The 19,747-nt window shown below is 72.5% G+C and carries 17 protein-coding genes; 7 read left to right on the top strand and 10 right to left on the bottom strand.

The annotated features are described in order from the left end of the window. Window positions 1-241 precede the first annotated feature (241 nt). From ABD224_RS17385 to ABD224_RS17375, 3 genes are all read right to left on the bottom strand, one after another. Window positions 242-1,858: a helix-turn-helix domain-containing protein gene (locus tag ABD224_RS17385; RefSeq protein WP_344050740.1), complete on the bottom strand. Its 1,617-nt coding sequence runs from the start codon at window positions 1,856-1,858 to the stop codon at window positions 242-244. Next, window positions 1,855-2,169 (bottom strand): helix-turn-helix domain-containing protein, encoded by a 315-nt coding sequence (locus ABD224_RS17380; protein ID WP_425580992.1) that lies wholly within the window; start codon window positions 2,167-2,169, stop codon window positions 1,855-1,857. Before ABD224_RS17380 ends, ABD224_RS17385 begins: the two co-directional genes overlap by 4 nt. Window positions 2,170-2,287: 118 nt before the next feature. Beyond that, window positions 2,288-3,133, bottom strand: coding sequence for a hypothetical protein (locus tag ABD224_RS17375; protein ID WP_344050736.1), 846 nt, complete (start codon window positions 3,131-3,133; stop codon window positions 2,288-2,290). A gap of 204 nt (window positions 3,134-3,337) precedes the next feature. Between ABD224_RS17375 and ABD224_RS17370 the strand changes: the two genes are divergently transcribed. Beyond that, complete coding sequence (locus ABD224_RS17370; RefSeq protein ID WP_344050734.1) at window positions 3,338-3,769, top strand: SRPBCC family protein; 432 nt, start codon at window positions 3,338-3,340, stop codon at window positions 3,767-3,769. Window positions 3,770-3,988: 219 nt separating this feature from the next. Here the strand turns inward: ABD224_RS17370 and ABD224_RS17365 are convergent, their stop codons facing one another. Both ABD224_RS17365 and ABD224_RS17360 read right to left on the bottom strand, forming a co-directional pair. After that, complete coding sequence (locus tag ABD224_RS17365; protein WP_344050832.1) at window positions 3,989-5,323, bottom strand: dicarboxylate/amino acid:cation symporter; 1,335 nt, start codon at window positions 5,321-5,323, stop codon at window positions 3,989-3,991. Window positions 5,324-5,494: 171 nt separating this feature from the next. Then, the gene (locus ABD224_RS17360; protein ID WP_344050732.1) at window positions 5,495-5,644 is read right to left on the bottom strand and encodes a hypothetical protein; all 150 of its coding nucleotides are present in this window, start codon (window positions 5,642-5,644) and stop codon (window positions 5,495-5,497) included. 279 nt (window positions 5,645-5,923) lie between these two features. Between ABD224_RS17360 and ABD224_RS17355 the strand changes: the two genes are divergently transcribed. Continuing rightward, window positions 5,924-6,403: a nucleoside deaminase gene (locus ABD224_RS17355; RefSeq protein WP_344050730.1), complete on the top strand. Its 480-nt coding sequence runs from the start codon at window positions 5,924-5,926 to the stop codon at window positions 6,401-6,403. Window positions 6,404-6,566: 163 nt separating this feature from the next. Here ABD224_RS17355 and ABD224_RS17350 read toward each other — a convergent pair whose 3' ends face one another. Both ABD224_RS17350 and ABD224_RS17345 read right to left on the bottom strand, forming a co-directional pair. Beyond that, on the bottom strand, window positions 6,567-7,019 hold the full coding sequence (locus tag ABD224_RS17350; RefSeq protein ID WP_344050728.1) for a BBE domain-containing protein: 453 nt from the start codon (window positions 7,017-7,019) through the stop codon (window positions 6,567-6,569). A 58-nt stretch (window positions 7,020-7,077) separates the two neighbouring features. Further along, window positions 7,078-7,728 (bottom strand): FAD-binding oxidoreductase, encoded by a 651-nt coding sequence (locus tag ABD224_RS17345; protein WP_344050726.1) that lies wholly within the window; start codon window positions 7,726-7,728, stop codon window positions 7,078-7,080. Between the two features lie 378 nt (window positions 7,729-8,106). Here ABD224_RS17345 and ABD224_RS17340 point away from each other — a divergent pair, with 378 nt between their 5' ends. Then, complete coding sequence (locus ABD224_RS17340) at window positions 8,107-9,312, top strand: cytochrome P450 (protein WP_344050724.1); 1,206 nt, start codon at window positions 8,107-8,109, stop codon at window positions 9,310-9,312. 215 nt (window positions 9,313-9,527) lie between these two features. Here the strand turns inward: ABD224_RS17340 and rbsK are convergent, their stop codons facing one another. Next, window positions 9,528-10,421, bottom strand: coding sequence for a ribokinase (gene rbsK, locus ABD224_RS17335; RefSeq protein ID WP_344050722.1), 894 nt, complete (start codon window positions 10,419-10,421; stop codon window positions 9,528-9,530). Window positions 10,422-10,967: 546 nt separating this feature from the next. On the opposite strand from rbsK, the gene fdh reads away from it, so the two are divergent. Genes fdh through nrfD form a run of 3 tightly spaced genes read left to right on the top strand, consistent with a single transcriptional unit; the run spans window position 10,968 to window position 16,281 of the window. After that, a complete protein-coding gene (gene fdh / locus ABD224_RS17330) occupies window positions 10,968-14,258 on the top strand; it encodes a formate dehydrogenase (protein ID WP_344050720.1) in 3,291 nt (1,096 codons plus the stop codon). Further along, on the top strand, window positions 14,255-15,271 hold the full coding sequence (locus tag ABD224_RS17325; protein WP_344050718.1) for a 4Fe-4S dicluster domain-containing protein: 1,017 nt from the start codon (window positions 14,255-14,257) through the stop codon (window positions 15,269-15,271). Before fdh ends, ABD224_RS17325 begins: the two co-directional genes overlap by 4 nt. Next, a complete protein-coding gene (gene nrfD, locus ABD224_RS17320) occupies window positions 15,271-16,281 on the top strand; it encodes an NrfD/PsrC family molybdoenzyme membrane anchor subunit (protein WP_344050715.1) in 1,011 nt (336 codons plus the stop codon). The genes ABD224_RS17325 and nrfD overlap by 1 nt, the downstream gene beginning before the upstream one ends. A gap of 134 nt (window positions 16,282-16,415) precedes the next feature. Here nrfD and paaK read toward each other — a convergent pair whose 3' ends face one another. After that, window positions 16,416-17,762, bottom strand: a complete 1,347-nt coding sequence (paaK, locus tag ABD224_RS17315; protein ID WP_344050713.1) for a phenylacetate--CoA ligase PaaK — start codon at window positions 17,760-17,762, stop codon at window positions 16,416-16,418. Then, on the bottom strand, window positions 17,759-18,202 hold the full coding sequence (gene paaI / locus ABD224_RS17310; protein WP_344050830.1) for a hydroxyphenylacetyl-CoA thioesterase PaaI: 444 nt from the start codon (window positions 18,200-18,202) through the stop codon (window positions 17,759-17,761). The genes paaK and paaI overlap by 4 nt, the downstream gene beginning before the upstream one ends. A gap of 222 nt (window positions 18,203-18,424) precedes the next feature. On the opposite strand from paaI, the gene ABD224_RS17305 reads away from it, so the two are divergent. After that, window positions 18,425-19,648 carry a thiolase family protein gene (locus ABD224_RS17305; RefSeq protein WP_344050711.1) on the top strand — a complete coding sequence of 408 codons (1,224 nt, stop codon included), beginning with the start codon at window positions 18,425-18,427 and terminating at the stop codon, window positions 19,646-19,648. The last annotated feature ends 99 nt before the right edge of the window (window positions 19,649-19,747 follow it).

Genomic DNA, 19,747 nt, shown 5'->3' with positions numbered 1-19,747 from the left:
GTTGCGCTGCAGCCGCTTGACACCGTTCAGGTGCCACAGCCCGCCCCATGCCGCGTGCCGTGGTCAGAACGCGGCGGCAGTGCTCCGGCCGGACCGCCTCGTACGCCGCCGGCCGTTCCGGGACGAGCACCGGCCTCTGCCCCACCGCGTGGGAACGTGTTCCGGCGAGGGGCGGCACCGGGTGGTCGGCCCCGCTCCCGACGTGGGTGCGGGGGCCTCGCCATCGAGGCTGGGCGGACGGTCAGCCGCCGGAGCCGGTCCCGACGGTGTAGACGTCCTTGACCTTCACCTCGGTGACACCGCGCCCCTCGGGAAACACCGTGCGCCAGTCGCCGATGACGTGCAGTTCGTCGGTGCCCATCACCCGGACGACCATCAGGCCCTCGTCGTACGCCCGGTACGCCTTCCACCACAGGTTCACGAACGCCTGGGAGCGGATCAGGTGCATCCAGTCGGTGCGGTACAGCTCCCGGTTGTAGTTCGACTCCCCCATCGTGGAGACGAACTTCGAGTACATCGCCTTCACGTACTCCAGCGTCACCGTGTCGTTCTCGGCGATCGCCCGGTCCCGGGCGTTCTTCAGTTCGACCCGGAATTTCTCCAGCAGGTTCTCCGTGGCCCCGGAGGTCCACGACTCATGGATCTCCGGGGGGTCGCACAGCCCGTACTTCGGGCCGGACAGGCGCAGCAGCAGGCGCAGGGTGGGCTCGGTCACCCACAGCGGGCCCGGCTCGTCCCGGCTGCCGATCGGGTTGGGCAGATGGGCGTCGTGTTCCCAGACGGGCGGGGTGATCAGGTGGACGCCGGCACGGCGGCGGTCGTGGTGGTTGCCGGTCGAGTGCTCCAGCCGGCCGATCGGCAGGTGCGTCTTGAGCGCGGACAGATAGGCGCCGTTGATGTCGAGCGCGGTCACCTCGTGCTCGCCGGGCGGCAGTTCCGCACGGGTCCACCTGGGCCGGGCCTCCCAGATCTGGTCGGCGCCGCGGGCGGTCTGCTTGCGCAGGATGTCGGGCAGCCACGGGTAGGCGATGATGTCGTACCGGCCGCCCTTGCGGGTTGCGTCCAGCAAGGCCATCGCGTCCGGGATGGCCCGCTTCACCAGCGCCCTGGTGGCCGCCTCGACGTCGCCGGAGTGCGCCTCGAGGGCCTGTGCGACGGCGGAGCCGATCAGGTCCGGGGTGTCGGCGGTCCTCAGACGGCGACCGGCGGGTACGACCTTCACCCCGCGCGCCGTCCCGTCCGGTCCGCCGGCGGGCTCCGGCCGGGCGGGTCCCCTTCGCGGGGCAGGGCTCTTCGGCCGTGCGGACCCGGTCGCCTGCGCGGCCCCGGCCGTCCGCCCGTGCCCGGCTGCCCGCGTGTGCTCGGCCGTGCCGCACTCGCCGGGGTCCAGGTGCTGCGGAAATCCCGCGACCTGGTGCACGGCGGGCTGTCCGCACAGCACACAGGGCCGGGGTGTGGTCAGGGCCTCGACGTCGTCCTCGTCGCCCCGGCCCGTCCGGCCTGTCCGGCCCGTCTGGTCCGCCTGCCCTGTCTGTCCCGTCCGGCCCGTTTCCCGCCCGGCCTCCGCCGCGGCGGCCTCCACCGGTTCCCCGGCCGGTGTCTCCTCGGCCGCGGCGGCGGCCAGTTTGTTCCGCGCCCCCTCGAGGAAGTACGCGTACTTCTCCCGCACCTCACCGCTCGGGTCCCGCCCGGACTCCCAGCCGCCGACCGTGGACGGGCTGACGTTCAGGGCCTGTGCGAGCCGGGCGCGCGAAATGTTCAGCCCCTCGCGCAAGGCGCGCCGCTCCTCGGCGGGCGGCAGCGGGACCTCTCTTTCGGCCTCGGCGAGCAGGGCGTCGATCGCGCCGAAGTCCGTCATCGGGCCACCCTCTCCCCCACGGCCGCGGGGCGCGCGGCGCGGGAGCGCCGGCCGGGACCACGGCGGCGTTCCCGGGGCAGTGACTCCACGGCCCGGGTCGGTCCCGCCAGAAGCTCGAGGACGTCGATGCCGTAGTGCGCGGCGACCGCGTCGCAGTCGGTCAGGCTCCAGGCGGTGATGCCGGACTGGCGACGGCTCACCTGGGCCTGGCCCACCCCCAGGGCGGCGGCGAGATCGGTCTGCGACTCCCCGGTCGCGTGCAGGAGCGCGGCCACCGCGGCCCGTACCCGCTCATCCAGACTCATACCCACGCCGCCGATCGTACTGCGCGGAACTCATACGGTATGCGCACAGCGCATCGTTGTCTCCGGAAGGAGCGGACCCGGTCCCCCGGTCGCCCTCTTCCAAGGCTCCCGGGGCGCCCTCCGGCTACCGGGCCGTGTCGGGGCGGGACTCGTAGTACAGGCTGTGGAAACGGCCGGCCTCCTCAAGGCCCGCGGGGTCGTGGCCCAGCTTCCGTACCGCCTCGATCGCGTACTGCTGTTCCCGGGCGTCGGTGAAGCGCCGCTGCGGGTAGGTGCGGGAGGAGTCGACGGTCGTGTGCAGCCCGTGCGCCGCCAGCGTCCGCTCGACCGGCTCGTACGAAACCGTCCGCAGCACGAACGCGCTGACCCACACCGGCCGCCGGGCGCCGCCCAGCAGCGCGGTGAACGTGCGGTCGGTGATGTAGCTTCCGCCCCCGGTCAGCGTGATGAGGCCGACCTCCGCGAGCGCATGGTCCAGCTGGGGGCTGGGCGGGCCCTGCTCCAGGTCGTCGGTGAACGCGGCGTCCAGAAGGCCCACCGCGAGCGCATACTGCACGGCGGGTGACGAGACGTCCAGGCCGATCACCGGGACCGCGTCCGGCCGGCGCCGCTGGGCGTAGAACTCCTTGTCCCAGGCGATGAGCTCCGCCGTCGACATGGCCTGAGCGGCGGGGGAGGTGTACCGCTCGGCCATCTCCGCCAGGGTCACGTCGTGATTGAGCAGCGCGGCGTTGATCCCGTACGAGCAGCACAGATCCAGCACCGTCGGCTGGTGGGAGCGGCCGTCGTCGACCGCGGCCCGTTCGGCGGCGACCCGCCGGAAGACCGGCTGGGCGTGGTGCGGGATCTCGTACTCCAGCGGAGCCAGCCGTCCGAAGTATGCGCGCGGGTCCGGACGGTCGTAGATGTCGTCGAAACGCGACTTGCCGCCCGTCACGCTCACGGAGCCGTCAGCGCCGGATCCGGCCATGCCCTTTCCTCCTCGCACAGAACTCACCTGCCCCTCCATCATGTCCGGCCTCCTGTGTCCCGGTATATCCGTACAGGGCTCCCAGCTTCGTGTACGGCGTTCCCGGCCTCGGGCGCGGGCCGGCCCGCCCTCCGTTCCCGGCCGGCCGACCGGTTGCGGGCGCACACTGGAAGCAGAAGGCCCAGCCGGATGCGGAGGTGAGCCATGAGCACCCTCGAAGAGCACATCGACGTCGCGGTTCCGATCGACAGGGCCTGGGACGGTCTCCACCGGGTGGAGGACTATCCGCGCTTCATGGGCGGAGTGCGGGACGCCCGCCCCCGGGCGGAGGGCCGGGCACGGCTCGATGTCGAGGCCGGCGGCCGGTTGCGGGAGTTCGAGGCCGAGGTCTCCGACCACCGGGAGGAGCACGTGATGGAATGGCACACCACCAGTGCTCCCGAGCTGACGGGGTCCTTCTCCCTGCACCCGATCGACGAAGGCCACACCCGGATCCAGGCACGGATCACGTACGAGCCCGGCACCATCAGGGAGACCTTCGGCGGGCCGAAGGGTTTCGCCCAGGCAAACACGATCGAGCGGCTCGTCCGCAGCGATCTGGAGCACTTCAAGGAATACGTGGAACAAGGACGGTGAACGGCGGTGAGGGAGGCCCTGCCGACCGGACCTCCCCCTCCCCCGCCCGCGGCCGACGGGCCCACGGCCGCGTGCCGGCTCCGACACCCCTGGTACCGCCCGCCCCGCACCGCCGCAGGGGCGCCGCGGGTCCCCGGCTCTTCCCTGCCTGTGAGGCCGGGAAGGGCCGCTCGACCGGTGGGGACCGGAGCACGCGGCCCCAGGGGGCCGGCGGAAGCGTCAGCCGACCCCCGAGGCGGCCGGCTGCGGCTGCGGCTCGCCGAGGACGGTCGTCTCCACGTCGCCGACCGGGGAGATCGAGACGTTGTCGTACTTCGTGCGGTCGAGGATCTGCTCGCGGGCGGAGACGAGAACCGGGACGAGAGCCTGCCCCGCGACATTGGTGGCGGTACGGATCATGTCCAGGATCGGGTCGATGGCGAGCAGCAGGCCCACGCCCTCCATCGGCAGGCCGAGGGTGGACAGGGTCAGCGTCAGCATGACGGTCGCACCCGTCAGTCCGGCGGTGGCCGCCGAGCCGATCACCGAGACGAAGGCGATGAGCAGGTACTCCTTGATGCCGAGCCGCACATCGAAGATCTGGGCCACGAAGATCGCGGCGATGGCCGGGTAGATGGCCGCGCAGCCGTCCATCTTGGTCGTCGCGCCGAACGGCACGGCGAAGGAGGCGTAGTCCTTCGGGACGCCGAGACGGATCGCAGACTGCTGGGTGACCGGCATGGTGCCGACCGAGGAGCGGGAGACGAACGCCAGCTGGATGGCGGGCCAGGCACCCTTGAAGAACTGCAGCGGGTTCAGCCTGCCGGCGAAGGCCAGCAGCAGCGGGTAGACGCCGAACAGGACCAGGGCGCAGCCGATGTAGATGCCGGCGGTGAAGGTCGCGTAGTCACCGAGCAGATCCCAGCCGTACTGCACCACGGCGCGGCCGATGAGGCCCGCGGAGCCGACGGGGGCGAGCAGGATCACCCACCACAGGGCCTTCTGCAGCAGCTCGAGGACGGACTCGGAGAGGGCGAGGACCGGCTGGGCCTTCGAGCCGGCCTTGAGGATCGCGACACCGGCGACGACCGCCATGAAGACGATCTGCAGGACGTTGAGCTCGGTGAACGGTGTGACGACATCGGTGGGGACGATGCCGGTGAGGAAGTCGAGCCAGCTGCCGGTGCGCTCCGGCTCGGCGCCGTCCGCCGGGGTGAGGGCGGAGCCGGCCCCCGGGTCGGAGACCAGGCCGACCACGAGGCCGATGACGACCGCGATCAACGAAGTGATCATGAACCAGAGCAGGGTGCGGCCGGCCAGACGGGCCGCGTTGTTGACCTTCCTCAGGTTGGTGATCGACACCACGATCGCGAAGAAGACCAGCGGAGCCACGGCCAGCTTCAGAAGCTGCACGAAGATGCCGCCCACCTTGTCGAGGGCGGTGGCGAGCCAGGACACGTCGTAGGTCCGGGCGACGAAGCCGAGGACCAGGCCGACGACGAGACCGAGCAGAACCTGCGCCCAGAAAGGGATAGATATTCGCAAACCGGACTTGTCGCCGGACTTGTCGGACATCGGATCGGCGGTGTTCACGGACACGGGCACACTCCAGCAGAGACGTGCGGGACAGGGGGTTCAGCAAAAACGCACAGGAGCAGCGGCCACGAAAGGACGTCAGCAGCGCCACTGCACCGAAGAGTTCGCGGTCAGGCGAAACAGGCCGCGGTCAGGCAGAACAGACCGCAGTCAGGCGGAACAGACCGCGGCCGGACAGCAGCCGAGGGCGGACAGACAGCGCCCCAGGTCGACATGCAGACGCGTCACGAGCGGCACGCCCATGACGACGCGGCAGACGTCTTGGGGAACGTCTGCGCGATACGCGGCTGCTGTCTTCATGCCCGAAACGCTAACACCTCTCCTTTGAGAACATCAAAGGAGGCCTTTGGTGCGACGTCCTGTTCCCGCCCCGGTTCCCCGTCCGCACTCCGGCACGGACGTCCGCGAGCGGCGTGACGCCGCTGCGGCACGGAACCGGACCTCGCTGTCCTTGCGGCGCAGAAGGCAAGGGAGCAACGCGAACCGGCCGCGCGCCGGCGCGCCCCGACCGGCGTGCGGTGAAGTACAAGCGGTAAAGAACAAGCGGTGAAGAACGACGAGCACAGTGTGAGGTGCACCATGGTGGACGACACGGAACTGCGGCATCTGCGCCGCTGCGTGGAGCTGGCGGCCGAGGCGCTGGAAGCAGGTGACGAGCCGTTCGGCTCCGTGCTCGTCTCCGGGGACGGAGTGGTCCTGGCCGAGGACCGCAACCGCACGGCGGGCGGCGACCGGACCCGTCATCCGGAATTCGAGCTGGCACGCTGGGCCGCGGCGCACATGACTCCCGCGGAGCGGGCGGCGGCCACCGTCTTCACCTCCGGAGAGCACTGCCCGATGTGCGCCGCCGCACACGGCTGGGTCGGACTGGGCCGCATCGTGTACGCGACCTCCTCCGAACAACTGACGGCCTGGCTCGACGAACTGGGAGTCCCCCCGTCTCCCGTGCGGCCCCTGCCGATCCAGGAGATCGTCCCCGGTCTCGTGGTGGAGGGTCCGGTCCCCGATCTCGCCGAACAGGTGCGCGAGCTGCATCGGCGGCGGTACAGGCCCTCCTGAGCCGTACGGACCCGCAGGACGTGAGCGCGTCCCGGGTCCGGGGCTCCCCCCCGGGTCCGGGGCTCCCCCGGGTCCGGGGCTCCAGGCGACGCACACGGCGCCGGTCCGGCACCGCGCATGTCAGCGCGTCCTGCGTGCCATGGGCGTCGTGCGGACGCGGTGCTCAGGGCGAGAACCGGATGTTCGGCTGGATGTTCGCGTTGAAGCGGAACAGATTGCCCGGGCCGTACGTCGCCTTGATCGCCGACAGCCGTTCGTAGTTGCCGCCGTAGCCCTCCCGCAGGAGCTGCTCGCCCTCCTCCAGGAAGCCGGGGAAGTTGAGGTGGACACCCCCGGCGGAGAAGCGGCGCAGATCGGCGAAGGTGTCGCGGACCCAGGCCACGTTCCGCTCCGAGCCGGCCTCGTGGGCCCAGTTGCCCTCGATCCCGAAGAGGTAGCATGCGCCGCGGTTGGCGAAGGGGGTCTCGTGTTCGGCGACCCGTGCCATCGCGCCGCCCTGGTACCGGATGCCGATGGTCGAGCCGGGCGAGGGCGCCGCGGCGGCGTGTCCGGTGAGACGCTCGATCAGCTCGTCGCCGAGCTCGGGCGCGTTCAGGGACTTCCAGTAGTAGAACATCCCTCCGGGCAGTCCTCGTCCAGGAACGTCTGCGCCTCGGTGCAGGAGGTGACCTCGCTCAGGTCGCAGAGGGGTCCGGTGATCTCCCTGAGCGGTCGCAGAGCGCGCTCCCCTTCCTCGGCCGCGGCCTCGCCCGCACCGGGGGACACGGCGAGAAGCGCCACGAAGGGCTTGCCGTGCACCGCCTCCGGGAACGCCTCGACCCTGGGGATCCGGCCCAGGACGCCGAGACCACCCCCAGGGGGACGGCGAGCCCGTAGCGCTGGGTCGCGCGGTCGAGGTCTGCCAGGGTGCAGCCGCCCTGAGCACGGACGGTGCGGCCCTCGGGGTCGACGTCGACGTCCGTCATCTCCGGCAGGTCGACGACCAGCCCGCCCTCGCAGACGGCCTGACCGGCCACACCGTGCCCGCCACCGCGCACCGCGAGCGGCAGCCCGTTGTCGCGGGCGACGTTCACGGCGGCGACCACGTCGTCGTCATCGCGGCACCGCGCCACGCACGCCGGCCGCCGGTCGGTCATGCCGTTCCAGAGTGTCCGCGCCGCGTGGTAGTCCGGGCCCTCGGGGAGGACGAGGCGGCCGTGCAGCCGTCGGGCGAACCGGTCCAGGAGCGGGCGAGGCAGACCGGGACCGCCGGGCTCCCCGGGCTGCTTGCCGTCGGCCGGTCCGCTCCCTGCCGTGTCCACGGCGCCGGGGTGTATCCCGTTCATGGGGATGCTCGCCTCCCCTCTCACTGCAGCCTCGCTCCAGCACACGCCGGAACCTCGCTCCGGCCGGCGCGCCGGGGCCTTGCTCCAGCATCACGCCGGCCGGGCGAAGGCGCATGTCACCGGACGGAGGCACAAAGGCCCTCCGGGGCGAAGGACGGCGGGCGTACGACGGCGTGGGCACCGGGGGATCCATTAGCCCAAGTGGCGGAGCAGATCACGGGTCCGTGCGCCCTTCCGTGATTCCATCGCGCCAGGAGGCACTGGACATGGCTGATCGACGACAGCACGGGATCCGTTCTCGATCCACCGCGTCCTGGAGCCGCGCACCGGACACCACCCCCTGCCGCCCCCTGCCCACACGTCCCAAGGAGCCCACTGATGACCGGTGAGAATGAGGCGGTCAGATGCCCGTTCGACTTCAGCGACGCCCTGGAGTTCGACCCTGTGCTCGCGGATCTGATGAGCCGTGAGTCCCCCGTGAAGATCCGGCTTCGCTACGGCGAGGCCGACGCCTGGCTGGTCACCGGCTTCGACGCCGTCAAGCAGGTGACCACCGACCACCGGTTCAGCCGGGCGGGCATCATCGGCCACGACTATCCCCGGATGACGCCCGAGCCCATCGTGTCACCCGAATCGATCAATGTGATGGACCCGCCGCACAGCACCCGTGTCCGTCATCTGGCCTCGCAGGCCTTCACCCCGCAGCAGGTCGAGAGCATGCGGCCCCGGATCGTCCGGCTCGCGGACCAGCTGCTGGACGAGATGGAGAGAAAGGGGCCGCCGGTGGATCTGGTCCAGCACCTGTCCGACCCGCTTCCCCAGCACACCGTGCTGGACCTCCTCGGCGTCGAGCGGAAGGAATGGCCCCGCCTCCAGGAATCCGTGCGCCAGCTGCTCGTCGTGGGCGCGGACAACAAGGAGGCCTCCGCGAGCGCCAAGGCCGATCTGACGGCCTACTTCGCCAAGCTCGTCGAACAGCGCCGGAACTCACCCGGCGTGGATCTCATCAGCGCGATGGCCGCGGCACGGGACGGCGAGGAACAGCTCGACGACAGGGAACTGGCGGTCATGGCGCTCACCCTGGCGCTCAGCGGCCAGGACACGGCGACCTGCGAGATCAGCGACATCGTGTACCTGCTCCTGACCCGTCCCGAGCTGATGGAGCGCCTCAGGAGCCGGCCCGAGACGCTGACCGACGTCCTGCACGAGCTGCTCCGCTACATCCCGTTCCGCAAGGGAGTGGGAATCCCGCGGGTGGCTCTCGAGGACGTGGAGCTGGACGGCGTGCGGATCCGGGCGGGCGACTACGTCCATGTGTCGTATCTGACCGCCAACCGTGACCCGCGGCGCTACCCGGATCCGCACACCATCGCCCCCGACCGGCCGAACCGCCCCCACATGACGTTCGGCTGGGGCGGGCACCGCTGCATCGCGATGCCCCTGGCCATGGCGGAGCTCGAAGTGGCCATCGGGCGGCTCGTGGAGCGTTTCCCCGGGCTGCGGCTCGCGGTGCCGCCGGAGGAAGTGCGGTGGGACACGAAGACGATCAGGCGGTTCCCCCTGGAACTGCCGGTGGCCTGGTAGGCACCCCTCATGCGGGCGCCCCGGTGCCGGGGCGCAAGCCCTTGGGTGCGCTGCGCGTGGGCAGCGGCAAGGAGAGGCAACCTCCTTGCCACTGCCCTTTGTCGCCCGCTCGCCCGCTTGCCGGCTCGTCCGCCTGCCCGCGTGTTCCGTTCGTCCGTCTCTTCGCCTGCCTGCTTGTCCGCTTGTCTGCTGTGAAGGGGGCTTCGGCCGGGGCCTCAGCGGCGGAGGAGCTTCTCCACCTCGTCGCGGCGGGGCAGCGACGGCTGGGCGCCGGCGCGGGTGGTGCTGAGTGCCGCCGCGGCGCAGGCCCAGCGGGCGGCCTGCTCCAGGGTGCGGCCCTCGGCCAGTGCGACGGCGAGCGCGCCGCAGAAGCAGTCACCGGCCGCCGTGGTGTCCACCGGCTCGACCGCGAAGGCGGGGACGTGCAGTCGCGCGGTGCCCTCCAGGAGCAGCACCCCGTCTCCGCCGAGGGTGACGACGACCGCGTCCGCGCCTCTCAGCTTGACCGCGGCGGCGGCGACCTCGTCGATCGTCCTCGGCACCGGGGTGCCGGCGAGGGCCGCCAGTTCGGTGCGGTTGGGCACCAGTACATCGACACGGCGGGGCGGGACGGCACCGGTGACGGCGGGGGCCGGGTTGTGCACGACGACGCCCCCGGCCAGCTCGGCGGCGGCGTGGTTGGCCTCGTCGGGGACCTCCTGCTGGAGGACGGTGACCCGGGCCAGGCTCAGCACCTCGCCCGCCCTTCGGCAGTCGGCCGCGGTGAGGCGGGAGTTGGCGCCGGGACTGACGATGATGGAGTTCTCGCCCGACGGGTCGACGGCGATCAGCGCACGTCCGGTGGGCACCCCCGGGGTACGGACCAGGTGCGTGGTGTCCACGCCCTCGGCACGCACCGCCGCGGCCATCACGCCGGCCGCGTCGTCCTCGCCGACCCGGCCGATCAGGGCGACCTGCCCGCCGAGCCGGGCCGCGGCGACCGCCTGGTTGGCCCCCTTGCCGCCGGGGTGCTCGGCGATGTCCCCGCCGAGCACGGTCTCGCCCGGCACCGGGTGCCGGGGAACGGGGGTGACGAGGTCCAGGTTGAGGCTTCCGACGACTGCGATCACGGGTTCCTCCGAGCTTCTGCCGCGGGGGACGATGGTCCGGGACGAGGGCCGTGCGGGTGGCGGCGTCGCGGCCGGCGAGCGGCCGGGCGCGGGCGTGCGGGGCGCGCTCGACGGCTTCCCGTACGGGTGAGGGGGAAGGCGGCCTCCCCTGCGGGTGAGGGGAAGAAGAGGGGAAAAGGGGGGTTCGTGATCCGCGGCGGCACCGGGCCGATGGGGGCGACGGAGCGGCTGCGCGGCGCACGGGCGGCCCGGCCCGGGCGGTGACCGCGGCTTCCGGCCGCGGCCCGCAGGATCATCTCGGTCACCGCGCTCCGGCCCCTTCGACGGTCGGCTCCCGGCGGACGCACACCTCCGGCACCGGTGTCGGTGACGCTACCACCCGGCTCCCCGCGCCGACGGGTGCGACAGACGCCGTGGCCGGGGTTCGCACCCGGGGTTCCCCGCGCCCGGATCCCCCCGGGGCCCGTGCCCGCACCGCCGACTTGCGCCAGCCCGTCCCCGCGTTAGCGTCGAAACCGGTGGACGCCCCGAAGAAGGAGCAGGCTCATGGGCCTGAAACGGTGGATCGGCGCGTGGCCGGTGTACCGGCAGATCACGGGAACGGACCGGCTGGGACGCGGCAAGGCGGCCGAGTCCCGGCGCTCGGCGGGGCTCGCCCCCCGCACGGACGCCGCGGACCGCGTGGTGACCTCCGTCTGCCCGTACTGCGCGGTGGGCTGCTCCCAGCGCGTCTATGTGAAGGACGAGCGGGTCGTCCAGATCGAGGGCAACCCGGACAGCCCGATCTCCCGGGGCCGCCTGTGCCCCAAGGGGTCGGCCAGCAAGCAGCTCGTCACCGGCCCCCAGCGTGAGCGGAAGGTGCTGTACCGGCCCCCGTACGGCACGGCCTGGCAGGAGCTGGACCTCGACACGGCCATGGACATGGTGGCCGACCGGGTGCTGGACGCACGGCGCCGGGGCTGGCAGGACACCGACGCGTCCGGCCGCCCGCTGCGCCGCACCCTGGGGTTCGCCGGCCTGGGCGGCGCCACGCTGGACAACGAGGAGAACTACCTGATCAAGAAGCTGTTCACCGCGCTCGGAGCGATCCAGATCGAGAACCAGGCGCGTATTTGACACTCCGCCACCGTTCCCGGTCTGGGAACCTCCTTCGGACGCGGCGGTGCGACCGACTACCAGCAGGACCTGCAGAACTCCGACTGCATCGTCATCATGGGCTCGAACATGGCCGAGGCCCATCCGGTCGGGTTCCAGTGGGTGATGGAGGCCAAGGCCCGCGGCGCGAAGGTGATCCACATCGACCCGCGGTTCACCCGCACCAGCGCGCTGGCCGACCTGCACGTCACCCTGCGGACGGGCACCGACATCGCCTTCCTCGGCGGCGTGATCAATTACATCCTGTCCCACGGTCTGGAGTTCCGGGAGTACGTACAGGCGTACACCAACGCCCCGTTCCTGGTGAGCGAGCGCTACCGGGACACCGAGGACCTGGACGGCCTGTTCAGCGGGTACGACCCCAGGACCGCCTCCTACGACCCCTCCAGCTGGGCGTACGAGAGCATCGAGACGGCCGGGGCCACGGGCGACCGGAACAAGGAACAGTCCGCCGCCTACCAGCACGGCGCCCGCGGTCCGTCCGTCGAGGGCGCCGTGGGCCCCATCCCGAGCGATCCGGCGCTGGAGCACCCCCGCTGTGTGTTCCAGGTGCTCAAGCGGCACTTCTCCCGCTACACGCCCGAGATGGTGGAGCGGATCTGCGGCGTGCCGCGGGACCGGTTCCTTCAGGTGTGCCGCGCCTGGACCGAGAACTCCGGCCGGGAGCGCACCACGGCGCTGGTGTACAGCGTGGGCTGGACCCAGCACTCGGTCGGGGCCCAGTACATCCGGGCGGGATCGATCATCCAGCTTCTGCTGGGCAACATCGGCCGTCCCGGCGGCGGGGTGTTCGCACTGCGCGGGCACGCCAGCATCCAGGGGTCCACGGACATCCCGACCCTGTTCAACCTGCTGCCCGGCTATCTGCCGATGCCGGACGTCACGCACGAGAACCTGGCCGCCTACCTGGACACCGTGCGCCGCCCCGGCCAGAAGGGGTTCTGGGGCAACGCGGACGCCTACATGGTGTCGCTGCTCAAGGAGTACTGGGGCGAGGCGGCGACGGCGGAGAACGACTACTGCTTCGACTACCTGCCGCGGATCGACGGCGACCACGGCACCTACCGCACCACCATGGACATGATCGACGGGAAGGTCTTCGGCTACTTCCTGCTCGGTCAGAACCCGGCGGTGGGCTCGGCCCACGGCCGGCTGCAGCGCCTGGCCATGGCCAACCTCGACTGGCTGGTCGTGCGCGACCTCACCATGATCGAGAGCGCCACGTTCTGGAAGGACGCCCCCGAGATCGAGACCGGGGAGATCGTCCCCGAGCGCTGCCGCACGGAGGTCTTCTTCTTCCCCGCCGCCTCGCACGTGGAGAAGTCCGGCACCTTCACCCAGACCCAGCGGATGCTCCAGTGGCGGGACCAGGCCGTCGAGCCGGCCGGCGACCAGCGTTCGGAGCTGTGGTTCTTCCACCGTCTCGGCCTGCTCCTCAAGGAGAAGCTGGCCGGTTCGGCCGACGAGCGCGACCGTCCCGTCCTCGACCTCGCCTGGGACTACCGGACCGAGGGCGACGAGCCGTCCGCGGCCGATGTGCTGCGCCACATCAACGGCATCGACCTGCGCACCGGACGCACGGTCGACAGCTATCTCGACCTGCGGGCCGACGGCACCACCGCCTGCGGCTGCTGGATCTACAGCGGGGTCTACGCCGGCGAGGTCAACCAGGCCCGGCGCCGCAAACCCGGATCCGAGCAGGGACCGTACGAGGCGGAGTGGGGCTGGACCTGGCCGCTGAACCGGCGTGTGCTCTACAACCGTGCCTCGGCCGATCCGCAGGGGCGGCCCTGGAGCGCGCGCAAGGCCCTGGTGTGGTGGGACGAGGAGCGCGGCGAGTGGACCGGGCACGACATCCCGGACTTCGAGCGGACCAAACCGCCCGGCCACCGGCCTCCCGAGGGCGCCTCGGGGCCCGAGGCCCTCGCCGGTGACGACGCGTTCATCATGATGGCGGACGGCAAGGCGTGGCTGTTCGCCCCGACCGGGCTGGCGGACGGCCCGCTGCCCACCCACTACGAGCCGCACGAGTCGCCCGCGCGCAACCTGCTCTACGGCCAGCAGGGCAACCCGGTGCGCAAGGTGTACGGACGCCCCGACAACCCGTCCAACCCCGCCCCGCCCGAGGCGCACGGCGAGGTGTTCCCGTTCGTGTTCACGACGGCGCGGCTCACCGAGCACCACACCGCGGGCGGCATGAGCCGTCAGCTGCCGTACCTGGCGGAGCTCCAGCCGGAGCTGTTCGTGGAGGTGTCGCCCGAACTGGCCGGGGAGCGCGGTCTGCGCCATCTGGACTGGGCCCATGTGATCACCAGCCGGACCGCGGTGGACGCCCGGGTCGTGGTCACCGACCGGCTGGCGCCCCTGCGGGTCGAGGACCGGATCGTGCACCAGGTCTGGATGCCGTACCACTGGGGACCCGCCGGACTCAGCAGCGGCGACGTGGTCAACGACCTGATCGGCGTGGTGGCCGACCCCAATGTGTTCATCCAGGAGAGCAAGGTGCTGACCTGCGACATCCGTCCCGGACGCCGGCCGAGGGGCCCCGCTCTGCTGGAGTACGTGGAGGGGTACCGCCGCCGGGCCGGGATCACCGCGGCCACCGGCACCCGCATCATGACCACGGACGGCGACCCCCCGCCGCACCATCTGGAGACGGACGGCCCGGAGGAATCCCCATGACGGACGCCAACAGCCTGTACGGGCCTCTCGCCGACCCCGCCGCGGACGCCGGCCACCCCGACCCGCCGCCCCGGGTGGGCTTCTTCACCGACACCTCCGTGTGCATCGGCTGCAAGGCGTGCGAGGTGGCGTGCAAGGAGTGGAACGACGTCCCGGAGACCGGCCTCGACCTGCTGGGCATGTCGTTCGACAACACCGGGATGCTCGGCGCGAACTCCTGGCGGCACGTCGCCTTCGTGGAACAGCAGCGCCCGCTGGGCCGGCAGGACGCGGGGCTGTCCGGCCTGCCCACCGGACCCTCCGCCACCGAGGCCGCGGCCGGGGCGCCGGCCGATGCCCCGGGCGGCTCCGGACCGTCCGGCGGCGCGCCGGGCGCCGGTCCGGTCGATCTCGGTCTCCCCTCCTTCGGCCTGCCCGGCGCCCAGGGCGGTGCCGGGACCCGCACCGAGTTCCGCTGGCTGATGTCCTCCGACGTGTGCAAGCACTGCACCCATGCGGGATGTCTCGACGTCTGCCCCACCGGGGCGCTGTTCCGCACCGAGTTCGGCTCGGTCGTGGTGCAGCCCGACATCTGCAACGGCTGCGGCTACTGCGTCTCCGGCTGCCCCTACGGGGTCATCGACCGGCGGCCCGACGACGGCCGCGCGTGGAAGTGCACCCTGTGCTACGACCGGCTGCGCGGAGGGCTGGAGCCCGCCTGCGCCAAGGCCTGCCCCACGGACTCCATCCAGTTCGGCCCGCTCGACGAGCTGCGGGAGCGGGCCGACCGGCGGCTGGCGGACCTGCACGAGGCGGGTGTGGGCGAGGCGCGGCTGTACGGCCGCGATCCCGACGACGGCGTGGGCGGTGACGGCGCCTTCTTCCTGCTGCTGGACGACCCGGAGGTGTACGGGCTGCCCCCGGATCCCGTCGTGCCCACGCGGGATCTCGCGTCCATGTGGAAGCACGCGGCGGTGGCCGCCTCGGCCCTGCTGGCCGCGTCCGCCGCCGTCTTCTGGAAGGGAGGCCGGTGATGCGCGAGGGCGACGGCATCCCGCGCGGACCGCACGGCGACGCCGGAGCCGGCGAGGTCCCCGCGCGCGCGTCCGGCCCGGGTGCCCGAGGGGCACACGGCGAGCGGTCCGCCGAGCCGCGCCCCGCGTTCCGTTCCTACTACGGCCGGCCGGTGCTGAAGCCCCCGGTGTGGCGGTGGGAGATCCCGGCCTATCTGTTCACCGGCGGGCTGTCGGCCGGCTCCGCCCTGCTCGCCGCCGGTGCCGATCTCACGGGGCGGCCCGCCCTGCGCCGGGCGGGCCGCCTGGGCGGCCTCGGCGCACTCGCGGCCAGCACCGGACTGCTGATCGCGGACCTCGGCCGGCCCGAGCGGTTCCACCACATGCTGCGGGTCGCCAAACCGAGCTCGCCGATGTCCGTCGGCACCTGGATCCTCGTGGCCTACGGGCCGGGCAGTGCCCTGGCCGCCGTGGCCGAGCTGCTGGCCGCCCCGATGCGGGCGAGGCCGCCCGGCCGGCTGCTGTGGCGGATGGCCCGGCCGGCCGGTCTGTCCGCGGCCGCTCTCGCCCCGCCGCTGGCGGCGTACACGGCCGTGCTGCTCTCCCAGACGGCCGTGCCGGCCTGGCACGACGCCCACCGGCAGCTGCCCTTCCTGTTCACCGGGTCGGCGGCCGCGAGCGCCTCCGGGCTCGGCATGCTGGCGGCGCCGCCGGCCGAGGCGTCTCCCGCCCGCCGGCTCGCCGTGATCGGCACGGTGGCGGAGGTCGTCGCGGCCCGGCTGATCGAGCGACGGCCCGGCCTGGTGCCCACGGCGTACACCACCGGCCGTGCCGGGCGGCTGCGCCGGGCCGCGGAGGGCCTGACGCTGGCGGGGGCGCTCGCGGCCGGGCTGGCCCTGCTCGCCGGAAGTGCCCTGCAGCGCTTCGCCGTCTTCACGGCGGGTGTCGCCTCCACGAAGGACCCCGCCCATGTCGTCGTCCCGCAACGCGAACGCCTGGACGCGGCCGCCGCCGGCCGGGAGGATCCCTGACCGCCGCCTCCCGGCGGGTGGTCCGGCGCCGTCCGCCACCGGACCGCCGGCCGGGCGGTGCTCGTGCCCGGTGCCGCCGTCGGACGCGGTCCGGTGCCCGGGGCGGGCGGTGCGCCGGGCACCGGGAGCGTCCGTCACTTCTCGCGCAGGTCCTTGACCCGGCGGATCTTGCCCACGGAGCGTTCCAGGGTCTCCGGGTCGACCACGCGGGCCTCGACGCTGACGCCCACCGAGTCCTTCACGGCCTTGGCGATCGCCGCGGCGGCCGCCTCGCGCTGCTGCGGGGTGGCGCCGTGGCGGGCCTCGACACGGACCGTCATGTGGTCCATGCGGCCGCGCCGGGTCAGCTGGATCTGGAAGTGCGGGGCGACGTCCGGCACCCGCAGGACCACTTCCTCGATCTGGCTGGGGAAGACGTTCACCCCCCGCAGGATGATCATGTCGTCGCTGCGGCCGGTGATCTTCTCGATGCGGCGGAAGGCGGGCCGTGCGGTGCCGGGCAGCAGACGGGTGAGGTCACGCGTGCGGTAGCGGATGACCGGCAGGGCCTCCTTGGTCAGCGAGGTGAGGACCAGTTCGCCGCTCTCGCCCTCGGGCAGGACCTCGCCGGTGACCGGGTCGACGATCTCGGGGTAGAAGTGGTCCTCCCAGACGTGCAGGCCGTCCTTGGTCTCCACGCACTCCTGCGCCACGCCCGGGCCCATGACCTCGGACAGGCCGTAGATGTCCACGGCGTGGATGTCCATGCGCTCCTCGATCTCGCGGCGCATGGCCTCCGTCCAGGGTTCGGCACCGAAGATGCCGATCCTCAGGGAGCTGGTGCGCGGATCGACGCCCTGCCGCTCGAACTCGTCGAGCAGGGTCAGCATGTAGGAGGGCGTGACCATGATGATCTCGGGCCGGAGGTCCCGGATGAGCTGCACCTGACGCGCGGTCATGCCGCCCGAGGCGGGGATCACGGTGCATCCGGCCCGTTCGGCACCGTAGTGCGCGCCGAGGCCGCCGGTGAACAGGCCGTAGCCGTAGGAGACGTGAACCTTGTGGCCCGGCCGGCCGCCGGCGGCGCGGATGGAGCGGGCGACGACGTCGGCCCATACCGACAGGTCGTTCTCGGTGTAGCCGACGACGGTGGGCAGGCCGGTGGTGCCGCTGGAGGCGTGGATGCGCCGGACCTCGGACAGAGGGACGGCGAACATGCCGCAGGGGTAGGTGCCGCGCAGATCGTCCTTGGTGGTGAAGGGGAACCGGGCCAGGTCCTCGAGGCTGCGGCAGTCCTCGGGCCGCACTCCGGCCTCGTCGAACTTCTTGCGGTACTGCTCGACGTTGTCGTAGGCGTGCCGCAGGGTCGCGCGGAGGCGGTCGAGCTGCAGCTCGCGGAGCTGCTCACGGGTCATGCGCTCGCCGTTGTCCAGCAGTTCGTCCGGGATCGGCCGTCCCAGCCGGGGCCCCCGGTCCGCCGGGGCCGTCGGTCCGCTGCTCATCGCGACTCCCTTGTCCTCGTGCCTCGTATGCTGCGGCTGCGCCCGCGGAACTCCGCGATCATCTCCCCCTCCCGCGGTCCGCCGTGCCCCTCGGCGGACCGCGCCGCGCGCGGGCCGGCGCCGATGCGCCGGACGCTCACGTCGTAGATCCCGTTGCGGCCGTACCGGGTGCGTTCACGGGCCGTCGCCTCCAGGACGTCGCCCTCGTAGGCCGGGGCGATGAAGTCGATGTCGGCCGCGGCCGCGACGGTCACCGGCCCATGGCTGTTGCAGGCGCAGGCGAAGGCGGTGTCGGCGAGCAGAAAGAGGTAACCGCCGTGGGCGATCCCGTGTCCGTTGACCATCCTCGGTGTCACGGTCATCCGCAGCACCGCGGTTCCCTCGCCGTGCCGCACCAGTTCGATGCCCAGGGACCGGGAGGCCCGGTCCGCGGCGAACATCGTCTCCACCGGATCCGGATCCACGCCAGTGCCCTGCTCCACGTTCCCACCGCCTTGTATGCCAACCGAACATTCGGTTAGCTTCGGTGGTCAAGGAATCAAGCATCCCCGCCGCCTGTCAAGAGATGTGCCGCGAAGCCCGGCGAGGCGGCCTTCCGGGATCACCTGGGCGAGCCGTTCGCGTCACCTGTCGTCCAGAGTCCCCATGACGGAAGGACACCCATGTCTGACGAGGTCTTTCTCATCGACGGGGCCCGCACCCCGCAGGGCCGCTACGGCGGCGCCCTGGCCTCGGTGCGCCCCGACGACCTGGCCGCCCTGGTGGTCGGCGAGGCCGTGCGCCGCGCCGCGGTCCCGGCCGAGGCCGTGGACGAGGTCGTTCTGGGCGCGGCGAACCAGGCCGGCGAGGACAACCGCAATGTGGCGCGCATGGCCGTGCTGCTCGCGGGGCTTCCGCACACGGTGCCCGGCTACACGGTCAACCGGCTGTGCGCCTCGGGCCTGACCGCGGTGGCCTCGGCGGCCCAGGCGATCCGGTCCGGGGAGGCCGATCTGGTCGTCGCGGGCGGCGTGGAGTCCATGACCCGGGCCCCGTGGGTCATGGAGAAGCCGGGCACCCCCTGGGCCCGGCCGGGCCAGGTGCACGACACCTCCCTGGGCTGGCGTTTCACCAACCCGCGGTTCGCCGCCGCCGACCGCGCGGTGCCCGCCGGGGCGGACCCCCGGGAGGTGAAGGTGACCCTGTCGATGGGTGAGACGGCCGAGGAGGTCGCCGCGCTCGACGGCATCACCCGCGCCGACTCCGACGCCTTCGCGCTGCGCAGCCACCGGCGTGCCGTCGCCGCGCAGGAGGCCGGGCACTTCGACCGCGAGATCGTGCCGGTCCCGGTGAGGGACGGCCTCGTGGAGCGCGACGAGGGGCCGCGTCCGTCGACGACCCTGGAGAAGCTGGGCAGGCTGCGCACCGTCTTCCGTGAGGACGGCATCGTCACCGCGGGCTCCTCCTCGCCGCTGTCCGACGGGGCCGCGGCCCTGGTGGTGGCGAGCGCGGCGGCCGTGAAGCGGTACGGGCTCACCCCCCGCGCCCGGGTCGTGACGTCCGCCTCGGCCGGGGTGCAGCCCAACCTCATGGGCCTGGGGCCGGTTCCCGCCACGGAGAAGGCGCTGGCCCGCGCCGGATGGCAGACCGCCGATCTGGACGCCGTCGAGCTCAACGAGGCCTTCGCCGCGCAGGCCCTGGCCGTCATCCGCCGGCTCAAGCTCGACGAGGACCGGGTCAACGCCGACGGCGGCGCCATCGCGCTCGGCCATCCGCTGGGCTGTTCGGGGGCCCGCATCCTGCTCACGCTGCTGGGCCGTCTGGAGCGCGAGAACGCCCGCCGGGGCCTGGCCACGCTGTGCGTGGGCGTGGGGCAGGGCGTGGCGATGCTGGTGGAACGGGTGTGAGCGGCGTCCCGGGCGGCGCGAGGAGCGGCCCGGCGCACGGGACGCCGCTCCTCGGGGAGCGCGCGGGCCGGGCCGTGCCCGCTGCGCGCCGCCCGGGGC

The organism is Streptomyces thermoalcalitolerans (assembly GCF_039525155.1).
Taxonomy (GTDB): Bacteria; Actinomycetota; Actinomycetes; order Streptomycetales; family Streptomycetaceae; genus Streptomyces; species Streptomyces thermovulgaris.
This window is presented reverse-complemented; position numbering and strand designations above follow the sequence as displayed.

Coding starts and splice junctions, on each gene's coding strand:
- ABD224_RS17385 (WP_344050740.1), bottom strand. CDS start 1,858: ATGACGGACTTCGGCGCGATCGACGCCCTGCTCGCCGAGGCCGAAAGA.
- ABD224_RS17375 (WP_344050736.1), bottom strand. CDS start 3,133: ATGGCCGGATCCGGCGCTGACGGCTCCGTGAGCGTGACGGGCGGCAAG.
- ABD224_RS17370 (WP_344050734.1), top strand. CDS start 3,338: ATGAGCACCCTCGAAGAGCACATCGACGTCGCGGTTCCGATCGACAGG.
- ABD224_RS17365 (WP_344050832.1), bottom strand. CDS start 5,323: ATGTCCGACAAGTCCGGCGACAAGTCCGGTTTGCGAATATCTATCCCT.
- ABD224_RS17360 (WP_344050732.1), bottom strand. CDS start 5,644: ATGAAGACAGCAGCCGCGTATCGCGCAGACGTTCCCCAAGACGTCTGC.
- ABD224_RS17355 (WP_344050730.1), top strand. CDS start 5,924: ATGGTGGACGACACGGAACTGCGGCATCTGCGCCGCTGCGTGGAGCTG.
- ABD224_RS17350 (WP_344050728.1), bottom strand. CDS start 7,019: ATGTTCTACTACTGGAAGTCCCTGAACGCGCCCGAGCTCGGCGACGAG.
- ABD224_RS17345 (WP_344050726.1), bottom strand. CDS start 7,728: ATGAACGGGATACACCCCGGCGCCGTGGACACGGCAGGGAGCGGACCG.
- ABD224_RS17340 (WP_344050724.1), top strand. CDS start 8,107: ATGACCGGTGAGAATGAGGCGGTCAGATGCCCGTTCGACTTCAGCGAC.
- ABD224_RS17325 (WP_344050718.1), top strand. CDS start 14,255: ATGACGGACGCCAACAGCCTGTACGGGCCTCTCGCCGACCCCGCCGCG.
- nrfD (WP_344050715.1), top strand. CDS start 15,271: ATGCGCGAGGGCGACGGCATCCCGCGCGGACCGCACGGCGACGCCGGA.
- paaK (WP_344050713.1), bottom strand. CDS start 17,762: ATGAGCAGCGGACCGACGGCCCCGGCGGACCGGGGGCCCCGGCTGGGA.
- paaI (WP_344050830.1), bottom strand. CDS start 18,202: ATGTTCGCCGCGGACCGGGCCTCCCGGTCCCTGGGCATCGAACTGGTG.
- ABD224_RS17305 (WP_344050711.1), top strand. CDS start 18,425: ATGTCTGACGAGGTCTTTCTCATCGACGGGGCCCGCACCCCGCAGGGC.